The following is a 10,919-nucleotide window of genomic DNA, read 5'->3' on the forward strand; positions in this document are numbered from 1 at the left end:
GCGATCGAGGACGTGGGGCGGGCCGCGACCGGGGCCCGGCTCTGCCCCGTCCGGCACGCCGGCCGCCCTGCCCCGGCGGTCCGGCGCACCGGACGGGAAACGGTGTCAGCCCGCGGCGCACTCCTGTCCGCCGAGGCTGACGCGAGTGCCGTCCTGGGCGGCACCCCCGCTGGTCTGGAAACCGAAGGAGACCGTCCCGCCGGCCGGGACCGTGCCGTTGTAGGCGGCGTTGGTGACGGTGACGGTGCTGCCGCTCTGCGAGAAGCCGCCGTTCCAGCCGTTGGCCAGGCGCACACCGGCCGGCAGGTCGAACCGCGCGCGCCAGCCGCTCAGGGCCTGTCCGGTGCGGATGGTCACGGAGACGACCGAGCCGGTGTCCCAGCGGTTGGCGACGGTGAAGACGGCGGAGCAGTCGCCCGTGGGCGGATCGGGGTCGCCCGGGTCTCCGCCCGCCGCGATGAAGGCGTCGCGCAGCGCGTCGTAGGCCGGCTTGGGCCGGTAGTCGTCGTCCCAGGGGCAGGCGGCGCCCTCCCCCGGGAAGACGTCCGGCACCCAGGAGTCCCGGTCGCTGACGCCCCAGACGGTGATGCCGGAGCACCGGGAGACCGCCAGGCAGGCGTCGGCCACCGCGCGGTAGTCGCGGGCCTGCTGCTGGAGCTTGGAGCTGTCGGACGGCATCCGCATCCGGATGTCCAGCTCGGTGACCGCGACCTCCAGGCCCAGGTCGGCGAAGCGCTGGAGGTTCTGGCGGATCGCCTGGCCGTTGACGTTGCCGACGGTGAGGTGGTTCTGGAACCCGACGCCGTCGATCGGCACGCCCTGCGCCAGCAGGTCCCTGACCAGCCGGTACAGGCCGTCGCTCTTGGCGTTGGCCGTCTCGGTGTTGTAGTCGTTGATGAACAGCTTGGCGTTCGGGTCCGCGGCGCGGGCGGCCCGGAAGGAGTCCGCGATGTAGGAGGCGCCGAGCTGCCGGTAGAACTTGCTCTGCCGCAGCGAGCCGTCCTCGTTGAACGCCTCGTTGACCACGTCCCAGCGCTGGACCTTGCCGCGGTAGCGGCCGGCCTGGGTGGTGACGTGGCCGGTCATGATCTGGCGCAGCTCGCTGTCGGAGAACGACCCGTTCTGCAGCCAGCCGGGCATCTGGCTGTGCCAGACCAGGGTGTGGCCGTAGACGAGCTGGTCGTTGTCCTGGGCGAACCGCACCAGGCGGTCGCCCCCGGCCCAGTTGAACTGGCCGCGCTGGGGCTCGACCGCGCCCCACTTCATGGCGTTCTCGGCGGTGACGCTGTCGAACTCGGTGCTGACGATGCCGCTGTAGGTCCCGTTGCTCAGCAGGCCGTCGTTGACCGCCGTGCCGATGAAACGGCCGGTGGACTCGGCGACCTCGCGCAGGGAGGGGTCGGCCGCCTGGCTCGGAGCGCTGAACCCGAAGGTCAGAGCCGCCGCGGCGGCGGAGGCGGCTACGGCCGCCCGGGCTAAACGACGTACGGTGCGTACACGGTGCTGCCTCATGCTGGGGGTCCCTCTCTCGACGCCCCGGAACTCTTTCCGGAAGACTGTTGGAAGGTTTCGAGGGTGCGCCGGGAACGGTAGAGCCGATGGGGACGCCCGTCAACGGTGTGCGCGTATGGAGGAGAAAGCATGGGAGACGGCATGACGGACGGCGCGGTCGCCGCGGCCGGCGAAGCCGCGGAGCGGAGGATGGCACCCAAGGTGGAGCAGAAGGTCACGATCACGGCGATCGCCCAGGAGGCGGGGGTCTCGGTCCCCACCGTCTCGCGCGTGGTCAACGGCCGCTCGGACGTCGCGCCCGCGACCCGGGCCAGGGTCGAGGAGCTGCTGCGGCAGTACGGCTACCGCCGCCGCACGGCCTCCTCCGGCGACCGGCCGGCCCTGATCGACCTGGTCTTCAACGATCTCGACAGCCCCTGGGCGGTGGAGATCATCCGCGGCGTGGAGGAGACCACGCACGAGGTCGGCTTCGGCACGGTGGTCTCGGCGATCCACGACCGCGCGGGCTCGGCCCGGCAGTGGATGCGCAACCTGCGGGCCCGCGCCTCCGGCGGCGTGATCCTGGTGACCTCGGTCCTGGAGCCGGTCCTCCACGAGGAGCTGCACCGCCTGGGCGTGCCGCTGGTCGTGGTGGACCCCTCCGGCTCCCCGGCCCTGGACGCGCCGACGGTGGGCGCCACCAACTGGGCCGGCGGCATGTCCGCCACCGAGCACCTGCTGGAACTGGGCCACCGCCGCATCGGCTTCATCGCCGGGCCGCCGAGACTGCTGTGCAGCCGCGCCCGCCTGGACGGCTACCGCGCCGCGCTGGAGGCCGCCGGCGTCGGAGTGGACGACCGGCTGATGGTGCCGGGCGACTTCTACCACGAGTCCGGCTTCAACGGATGCGACCGGCTGATGGACCTGGACGAGCCGCCCACCGCCCTGTTCGCGGCCAGCGACCAGATGGCGCTGGGCGCGATCGAGGCGCTGCGGCGGCGCGGGGCGCGGGTGCCGGAGGACGTCAGCATCGTCGGGTTCGACGACCTTCCGGAAGTCCGCTGGTCGGCTCCGCCCCTGACGACGGTACGCCAGCCGCTGGTGGAGATGGGCAAGGTCGCGGCCCGCACCGTACTGCGTCAGGCCAGGGGCGAGGAAATCGACTCCCCTCGGGTCGAACTCGCCACTGAGCTGGTCGTTCGCGCCAGCACGGCACCACTGCGGGACTGACCCGGGCAGCGGGCCGGACAACCCCGCACAACGGGCGCATCACGCCGCCGGGCCACAGGACCCCTTTTTTGTCAGACCTGTTGACACCGCTGGGACGCGTACGTACTTTCCCACCACCACTACCGATAATTTTCGGATTCCTTCCGGAAGGTACGCGATGCGAACAGCAGTACAGGGCCCGGCCGTGAGAGGCCGCAAGGGACTCGGACGGCGCCACGCCGCCAAGCTGACGGCAGCGGCTCTGGCAGCCACCATGCTCACCGCCTGCGGCAGCGGCGGCCCGGGCGAGGAGAAGGCCGGCGGCACCCTGGAGGTGTGGGTCTACCAGGACGCCTCGACCAAGGTGCAGCGCGAGGCGGTCGAGCGGTTCAACAAGACCTCCGACGTCAAGGCCGAACTCGTCGAGGTGCCCGGCGAGGGCTACCAGGACAAGATGCGCGGCGCGATGGGCACGCCCAACGCGCCGGACGTCTTCTTCAACTGGGGCGGCGGCAGCATCAGCGATTTCGTCGAGAAGGACATGCTGGTCGACCTCACGTCCGAGATCCAGGAGGACGACAGGCTCAAGGACGCGTTCCTGCCCTCGATCCTCAACGCGGGCAAGGTGGACGACAAGGTCTACGGCGTCCCGATGCGGGGCATGCAGCCGGTGGTCCTGTTCTACAACAAGAACGTCTTCGAGGAGGCCGGCGTCCAGCCGCCCGAGTCCTGGGACGACCTGCTGGACCTGGTCGACACCTTCAAGAAGGAGGGCGTCACCCCCTTCGCGCTCGCGGGCACCGACGCCTGGACCGAGCTGATGTGGGTCGAGTACCTGCTGGACCGCACCGGCGGCGCCGAGGTCTTCCAGCGCGTCCAGGACGGCGACTCCTCGGCCTGGGGCGACCCGGCCGTGCTGAAGACCGCCGAGACCATCCGCGACCTGGTGGACCGCGGGGCGTTCGGCAAGAACTACGCCTCGGTCAACTACACCGCCGACGGCGCCTCCACGCTCTTCGCCAAGGGCAGGGCCGCCATGCATCTGATGGGCAGCTGGGAGTACTCCAACCAGCAGGCCAACCAGAAGGAGTTCGCCGACAAGGGCCTGGGCTGGACCACCTTCCCCGCCCTCCCCGACGGCGAGGGCGACCCCAGGAACGTCGTGGGCAACCCCACCAACTTCTGGTCGGTCAACTCCGAGCTGAGGGGCGCCGAGCGCGAGGCCGCCCTGGAGTTCGTCAAGACCGCCGCCGAGGAGTGGTACGCCGAGTCCCTGGTGGACAACGGCGACGTGCCCACCAACTCCGGCTCCGAGGACATGCTCACCGGGCACCCCGCCCCCGACTACGCCCTCTTCCAGTACGACCTGGTGCGCGGCGCCCCGGACTTCACCCTCTCCTGGGACCAGGCCCTGCCGGCGCGGCAGGCCAGCCCGATGCTCACCAACATCCAGAAGCTCTTCAACAAGCAGCTCGGCCCCGAAGAGTTCGTCGACGCCATGAAGGCCCTGAAGTGAAGCAAGCACCAACCGCGTCGCCGCGCGTGGGCCGCCCGGGCATCGCCTGGGCGGTCCCCGGCGTGCTGTTCTTCATCCTGTTCGCCGTCGGCCCGATGGTGCTGGTCGGCTATCTGTCCTTCACCGACTGGGACGGGCTGGGCGACTTCCCCTCGATCAGCGGCACGGGCAACTGGGAACGGCTGTTCAACGACCCCACCATGCGGCAGGCCGTGTGGCTGAGCATCCTGCTCACCGGCGTGAGCTGGCTGATCCAGACGCCCGTCGCCCTGCTGCTGGGCGTGTGGTCGGCCGGCCGGCAGAAGAACCGGGCCGTCCTCAGCGCGATCTTCTTCCTGCCGCTACTGGCCTCCTCGGTGGCGCTGGCGCTGCTGTGGAAGTCGCTGCTGGACCCCAACTTCGGCCTGGTCTCCGACATCGGCCCATGGCTGGGGATCGAGGACGGCAACCTGCTCGGCACCGGTGACGGCGCCTTCGCCGCCGTCGCCTTCGTCGCCGCCTGGCAGTTCATCCCGTTCCACACCCTGCTCTACCAGGGCGGCGCCCGGCAGATCCCCAAGTCCTTCTACGAGGCCGCCTCCATCGACGGGGCGAGCACCGTGCGGCAGTTCTTCTCCATCACCCTGCCGCAGCTGCGCAACACCATCATCACCTCCTCGGTGCTGATGGTCGTCGGCGCGCTGACCTTCTTCGACACCGTCCTCATCCTGACCGAGGGCGGGCCGGGAACGGACACCACGATCGTGCCCTACCTGATGTACGAGACCGGCTTCCAGGCGTACGACATGGGCTACGCCAGCGCCGTCGCCACCACCCTGGTGATCGTCGCCACCGCCATCTCGCTGCTGATGGTCCGGGCGACCGGCTTCAGCAAGATGCGCAGCACCCGGGAGGGGATGTGAGGACCGACGTCCGGCCGGAGCACCGGCCCTCCCCCACCGCCGAACGGGCCGAGACGCCCCGGGCGCGCAACGACCGGGGCCTGCTCGGCAGGCTGCGCCGCGTCCGCAAGTGGAACGTGCCGGCGGGCATCGCCTCCGTCGTCTGGCTGGTCGTCGTCGGCCTGCCGCTGTACGTCCTGATCCTCACCACGCTGCGGGACCGCGACTCCTACTTCGACGAGGGCGCGCTCAGCCTGCCCGGCGACCTCACGCTCGACAACTACCGCACGGTGCTGGAGAGCGACTTCCTCACCTATCTGCTCAACACCGCGGTCGTCACGGTCGCCACCGCGGCGATCGTCATCGTGCTCTCGGTGGGCATCGGCTACACCGTGGTGCGCACCCTCAGCCGGACCTCGCAGCGGATCTTCCAGTTCTTCCTGCTGGGCCTGGCCATCCCCGCCCAGGCGGTGATCATCCCGATCTACCTGCTGATCACCGAGATGCGGCTGTACGACAGCCTGCTGGCGATCATCCTGCCCGTCTCCGCGTTCTGCCTGCCGGTGTGCGTACTGATCCTGTCCTCCACGATGCGTGACATCGAGGAGGAGATGTACGAGTCGATGGCCCTGGAGGGAGCGAGTCAGACCCGCGTCCTGCTCCAGCTCGTCGTGCCCCTGTCCCGGGGCGGGATCTCCACCGTCGGCGTCTACGCGGCGCTGCAGGCCTGGAACAACTTCCTCTTCCCGCTGATCCTCACCCAGTCGCGCGAGAGCCGGGTCCTCACCCTCGGCCTCTACGACTACGTCGGCCAGTTCCGGGTGGACATCCCCGCGCTGCTCGCCGCGGTCGTGCTGTCGATCGTGCCGATCTTCGTCGTGTACCTCTTCGCGCGCCGTCAGCTCATCAACGGCCTCATGGGCGCCGGCGGGCGCTGAGTCCCACCGGGACGCGCGAGACACGCTGACGCCTGACAAGGAGCCTCATGCATCACCACCCCTGGCAGGACGCCTCCCGACCCGTCGGGGAGCGCGCCGCCGATCTGCTGTCCCGGATGACCCTGGAGGAGAAGCTCGCACAGCTCTCCAGCGTCTGGCCGGGTTCCGAGTCCGACGGCGAGGACGTCGCCCCGCTCCAGCACGAGGTCTCCGAAACCGTCGACCTGGACGCCCTGCTGCCCCACGGTCTGGGCCAGCTCACCCGGCCCTTCGGCACCGCCCCCGTGGAGCCGGCCGAGGGCGCCCGGGCCCTGGTGGCCTTCCAGACGAAGGTCGCCGCGGCCAACCGCTTCGGCATCCCCGCCCTCGCCCACGAGGAGTGCCTGACCGGCTTCACCGCCTGGCAGGCCACCGTCTTCCCCACCCCGCTGGCCTGGGGGGCGACCTTCGACCCGGCGCTGGTGCGCGAGATGGCCGCGGCCATCGGCGACTCCATGCGCTCGGTCGGCATCCACCAGGGACTCTCGCCGGTCCTGGACGTGGTGCGCGACCCGCGCTGGGGCCGCACCGAGGAATCCATCGGCGAGGACCCCTACCTGGTCGCGACGGTGGCCACCGCCTATGTGGCGGGCCTGGAGTCCACCGGGATCGTCTCCACCCTCAAGCACTTCGCGGGCTACTCAGCCTCCCGGGGCGCCCGCAACCACGGCCCCGTCTCGATCGGCCCGCGCGAGCTGGCCGACGTGATACTGCCGCCGTTCGAGATGGCGCTGCGCGAGGGCGGGGCCCGCTCGGTCATGCACGCCTACAACGACCTCGACGGCGTCCCGGCCGCCGCCCACACCGAGCTCCTCACCGATCTGCTGCGCGAGGAGTGGGGTTTCGACGGCACGCTGGTCTCCGACTACTTCGGCGTCTCCTTCCTGGAGATGGCCCACCGCGTCGCCGACTCCCCCGCCCGCGCCGCCGCCCTGGCGCTGGCCGCGGGTGTGGACGTCGAGCTGCCGGGCCTGCGCTGCTACGGCGAGCCGCTGCTGAAGGCGGTGCGTTCCGGCGAGGTGCCCGAGGAGCTGGTGGACCGCGCGGCGCTGCGGGTGCTGCGGCAGAAGTGCGAGCTGGGCCTGCTCGACCCCGACTGGTCGGCCGCCCCGCCCGCCGCCTCCGCGGACACCGTGGACCTGGACCCGCCCGCGATGCGGGCACTGGCCCGGCGCGTGGCCGAGGAGTCCGTCGTCCTGCTGGACAACTCCGGCGGTGTGCTCCCCCTGCACCCCACCGCCCGCATCGCCGTGGTCGGCCCGTACGCGGACGAGCGGGCCGCCATGCTGGGCTGCTACACCTTCCCCCGGCACGTGGGCGTCGAACATCCCGGGCTGCCCCTCGGCGTGGAGATCCCCACGCTGCTGGACGCCCTGGGCGCCGAACTGCCCGGAGCGGTCCTGACCGGCTCCCCCGCCGACGCCGACATCGTCGTCGCGGCGCTCGGCGACCGCTCCGGCCTCTTCGGCCGGGGCACCTCCGGCGAGGGCTGCGACGCGGCCGACCTCACCCTCCCCGACGACCAGGCCGCGTTCCTGGACGACCTGCTGGAGAGCACCGACAAGCCCGTGGTGCTGGTGCTGCTCACCGGCCGCCCGTACGCGCTCGGCCGGTGGGAGGGCCGGCCGGCCGCCGTCGTGCAGGCGTTCTTCCCCGGCGAGGAGGGCGGACCGGCGGTCGCCGGGGTCCTCACCGGGCGGGTCAACCCCTCCGGGCGGCTCCCGGTCAGCGTGCCGCGCGGCACCGGCGGCCAGCCCTGGACCTACCTCGTGCCGCCGCTGGGCCTCAAGGGCGACGCCAGCAACATCGACCCGACCCCGCTGTACCCCTTCGGGCACGGGCTGTCGTACACCTCCTTCGAGTGGGAGGCCGCGGACACGGACACGGACACGCTGCCCACCGACGGCTCCGCCGAGATCCGCGTCACCGTGCGCAACACCGGCGAGCGGGCCGGCACCGAGGTCGTCCAGCTCTACCTGCACGACCCCGTGGCGCGGGTGGCCCGTCCGGTCGTCCAGCTGGTCGGCTACACCCGGGTGGCGCTGGAGCCGGGGCAGGCGGCCGAGGTCGTCTTCGACTTCCACGCCGACCTGGCCTCGTACACCGTGCGGCCCGGCCGGCGGGTCGTCGAGCCCGGGGCGGTGGAGCTGCGGCTGGCCGCCTCCAGCGCCGATACGCGCCACACCGTGCCGCTGACCCTGACCGGGCCGGAGCGCACCGTCGGCTTCGAACGCCGGATGACCTGCGGGGTGGAGGCCCGCGCCCTGCGGCCCTGATCCGATCGGCTGACCCGGGCCCCCGATCCGGCGCCCGCCCCGCCCCCGGCGGGCGCCGACCTCCTCGCCCCGGCGTCCCGTCCGGCCTACGCTGTGCCGCGCGAAGGAGAAGATCGCGCCGTCACCGTGGAGAGCGGCGGGCGCCGAGGTGAGGAGCTGTGACACCGATGGGCTGGACGGTACGGGACATCCCCCGCCTGGACGAGCACACGGCCGTGGTGACCGGTGCCAACAGCGGCCTGGGCTACGTGACCGCACGCGAACTGGCCCGGCGCGGCGCGCGAGTGGTACTCGCCTGCCGCGACCGGGGGCGCGGGCAGGAGGCCCTGGAGCGGCTGCGGGCCGAGGCGCCCGGAGCGAGCGCCGAGGTGTGGGCACTGGACCTGGCCGATCTGGCGTCCGTGCGCGCCTTCGCCGAAGCACTCCCCTTCGACCGGCTGGACCTGCTGGTCAACAACGCGGGGCTGATGGCGGTCCCGTTCTCCAGGACCGCCGACGGCTTCGAGACGCAGTTCGGCGTGAACCACCTGGGCCACTTCGCGCTGACGGGACTGCTGCTGGAGCGGCTGCTGGCCGCCCCCGCCGCCCGGGTGGTGACCGTCTCCAGCATGATGCACCTGCTGTCGGACGTCGATCCGCACGATCCGGCGAGCGGTGTGCGGTACAACCCGTGGACGGCCTACGCCCGCTCCAAGAGCGCGAACCTGCTGTTCACCCACGAACTGGCCCGCCGCACCGTCGAGCACCGCCTGCTGGCCGCCGCCGCCCACCCCGGCTGGTCGGCGACCGAACTCCAGGGCAAGGGCCCGCGGCTGGCCGGAAACCGCGCCATGGAGCGCGGTGCGCACCTGCTCAACCGGCTGGTCGCCTCCTCCCCGGAGCTGGGCGCGGCCCCCACCCTGTACGCCGCCACCGCCCCCGGTGTACTCCCGGACTCCTTCACCGGCCCGCGCGCGCTGGGCCTGCGCGGCGCGCCCGGTCCGTCGCCGCGCGCCCGCCGCACCCGCGACGACGACGCCTCCGCACGGCTGTGGGAGACCTCCGAACGGCTCACCGGCGTGCGCTACGGCCTCCCCGCACGCTGAGCCACGCGGCCGGCGCGGCGACCGGTGTTGGGGCAACCGGCCGCCCCACGCGGCCGCTTGTTCATGCCCTGTCAAATCAGGCCCCCTACCGTTCCACGTCGTTCGCCCCCGCGCCCGACCGGCCGCGGGGCCAGACGACTTCGGTGGAGCAACCATGGAACGTCGCAACTTCCTGCGCGGAGCCGTACTCACCGGATCGGTGGCCGCCTTCGGCGGCTCCCTGTGGCGCGGAGCCTCCCACGCCGCGCCCGCCCAGCCCGGCACCGGGCCCTACGGGGCCCTGCAGTCGGCCGATGCCAACGGCATCCGGCTGCCCCAGGGGTTCACCAGCCGGGTGATCGCCCGCTCCGGGCAGAGGGTGCCCGGCACCTCCTACACCTGGCACAACGCCCCCGACGGCGGCGCCTGCTACGCCGACGGCGGGGGATGGATCTACGTCTCCAACTCCGAGATCAACCCCGGCGGCGGCGCGAGCGCCGTCCGCTTCGACGCCTCCGGCGCGATCACCGGCGCCCACCGCATCCTGTCCGGCACCCGGCAGAACTGCGCGGGCGGGGCGACCCCGTGGAACACCTGGCTGTCGTGCGAGGAGGTCGACCGGGGCTACGTCTACGAGACCGACCCGTGGGGGGTGACACCCGCCGTGCGCCGCTCCGCCATGGGCCGCTTCAAGCACGAGGCCGCCGCCGCCGACCCGGTGCGCAAGGTGATCTACCTGACCGAGGACGTCTTTGACGGCTGCCTGTACCGCTTCCGCCCCACCACCTGGGGCGACCTGTCCTCGGGGACGCTGGAGGTGATGACGGGCGGCTCCGGCACCTCCGGCTCCATCGGCTGGGCCCGCGTCCCCGATCCGTCGGCATCCTCCACCGCCACCCGCCACCAGGTATCGGCGGCCAAGCACTTCAACGGCGGCGAGGGCTGCCACTACGCCGACGGCACCTGCTGGTTCACCACCAAGGGCGACGGCCGGGTATGGCAGCTCAACGCGGCGGGCGACACGATCGAGCTGGCCTACGACGACTCCCTGGTCTCCGGCACCGCTCCGCTGACGGGTGTGGACAACGTCACCGCCTCGTCCTCCGGCGACCTCTTCGTCGCCGAGGACGGCGGCAACATGGAGATCTGCGTGATCACCCCGGACGACGTGGTCGCGCCGTTCCTGCGGATCGGCGGCCAGTCCTCCTCGGAGATCACCGGCCCGGCCTTCTCCCCCGACGGCTCCCGGCTGTACTTCTCCAGCCAGCGCGGCACCAGCGGCAGCAGCTCGGGCGGCATCACCTACGAGGTGCGCGGCCCGTTCCGCTCCTGAGCCCGGGCCCGGGTGCGGCGGGTACGTACGGGGTGGTCTCCGGCCGGGCCCGGGCTTCCGGCCGTACGCCATGCCGCCGGGACCGGCGTGGGCGGCCCCCGGGGGGGGGGGGGGGGGGCCCGCGGGGGGCGCTGACCCCGGGGGGGCGGGGCGCCGGCGCGGGTGGGTCGGC

8 protein-coding genes are annotated in these 10,919 nt (G+C 72.3%); 7 read left to right on the forward strand and 1 reads right to left on the reverse strand.

The window, feature by feature from the left end:
* Nucleotides 1-105 precede the first annotated feature (105 nt).
* Entirely contained in the window at nucleotides 106-1,512 is a 1,407-nt protein-coding gene (locus tag AC2CJA_RS18425) for an endo-1,4-beta-xylanase (protein ID WP_484603800.1), read from the reverse strand.
* Between the two features lie 189 nt (nucleotides 1,513-1,701).
* On the opposite strand from AC2CJA_RS18425, the gene AC2CJA_RS18430 reads away from it, so the two are divergent.
* From AC2CJA_RS18430 to AC2CJA_RS18460, 7 genes are all read left to right on the forward strand, one after another.
* The gene (locus tag AC2CJA_RS18430; protein ID WP_484603806.1) at nucleotides 1,702-2,721 is read left to right on the forward strand and encodes a LacI family DNA-binding transcriptional regulator; all 1,020 of its coding nucleotides are present in this window, start codon (nucleotides 1,702-1,704) and stop codon (nucleotides 2,719-2,721) included.
* 253 nt (nucleotides 2,722-2,974) lie between these two features.
* Nucleotides 2,975-4,216 carry an ABC transporter substrate-binding protein gene (locus tag AC2CJA_RS18435; protein ID WP_484603807.1) on the forward strand — a complete coding sequence of 414 codons (1,242 nt, stop codon included), beginning with the start codon at nucleotides 2,975-2,977 and terminating at the stop codon, nucleotides 4,214-4,216.
* On the forward strand, nucleotides 4,213-5,118 hold the full coding sequence (locus AC2CJA_RS18440; protein WP_484603801.1) for a carbohydrate ABC transporter permease: 906 nt from the start codon (nucleotides 4,213-4,215) through the stop codon (nucleotides 5,116-5,118). The genes AC2CJA_RS18435 and AC2CJA_RS18440 overlap by 4 nt, the downstream gene beginning before the upstream one ends.
* Nucleotides 5,115-6,035 (forward strand): carbohydrate ABC transporter permease, encoded by a 921-nt coding sequence (locus tag AC2CJA_RS18445; protein ID WP_484603802.1) that lies wholly within the window; start codon nucleotides 5,115-5,117, stop codon nucleotides 6,033-6,035. Before AC2CJA_RS18440 ends, AC2CJA_RS18445 begins: the two co-directional genes overlap by 4 nt.
* A 47-nt stretch (nucleotides 6,036-6,082) precedes the next feature.
* The gene (locus AC2CJA_RS18450; protein WP_484603803.1) at nucleotides 6,083-8,350 is read left to right on the forward strand and encodes a beta-xylosidase/alpha-l-arabinosidase; all 2,268 of its coding nucleotides are present in this window, start codon (nucleotides 6,083-6,085) and stop codon (nucleotides 8,348-8,350) included.
* Between the two features lie 167 nt (nucleotides 8,351-8,517).
* Nucleotides 8,518-9,435: an oxidoreductase gene (locus AC2CJA_RS18455; RefSeq protein WP_484603804.1), complete on the forward strand. Its 918-nt coding sequence runs from the start codon at nucleotides 8,518-8,520 to the stop codon at nucleotides 9,433-9,435.
* Between the two features lie 154 nt (nucleotides 9,436-9,589).
* Nucleotides 9,590-10,747 (forward strand): alkaline phosphatase PhoX, encoded by a 1,158-nt coding sequence (locus AC2CJA_RS18460; RefSeq protein WP_484603805.1) that lies wholly within the window; start codon nucleotides 9,590-9,592, stop codon nucleotides 10,745-10,747.
* The last annotated feature ends 172 nt before the right edge of the window (nucleotides 10,748-10,919 follow it).

The organism is Streptomyces sp. ATLC9 (genome assembly GCF_057196705.1).

What these genes read in the sequence shown, in the direction of transcription:
- AC2CJA_RS18460 (WP_484603805.1), top strand. Translation starts at nt 9,590, where the DNA reads ATGGAACGTCGCAACTTCCTGCGCGGAGCCGTACTCACCGGATCGGTG.
- AC2CJA_RS18425 (WP_484603800.1), bottom strand. Translation starts at nt 1,512, where the DNA reads ATGAGGCAGCACCGTGTACGCACCGTACGTCGTTTAGCCCGGGCGGCC.
- AC2CJA_RS18450 (WP_484603803.1), top strand. Translation starts at nt 6,083, where the DNA reads ATGCATCACCACCCCTGGCAGGACGCCTCCCGACCCGTCGGGGAGCGC.
- AC2CJA_RS18430 (WP_484603806.1), top strand. Translation starts at nt 1,702, where the DNA reads ATGGCACCCAAGGTGGAGCAGAAGGTCACGATCACGGCGATCGCCCAG.
- AC2CJA_RS18455 (WP_484603804.1), top strand. Translation starts at nt 8,518, where the DNA reads ATGGGCTGGACGGTACGGGACATCCCCCGCCTGGACGAGCACACGGCC.
- AC2CJA_RS18435 (WP_484603807.1), top strand. Translation starts at nt 2,975, where the DNA reads ATGCTCACCGCCTGCGGCAGCGGCGGCCCGGGCGAGGAGAAGGCCGGC.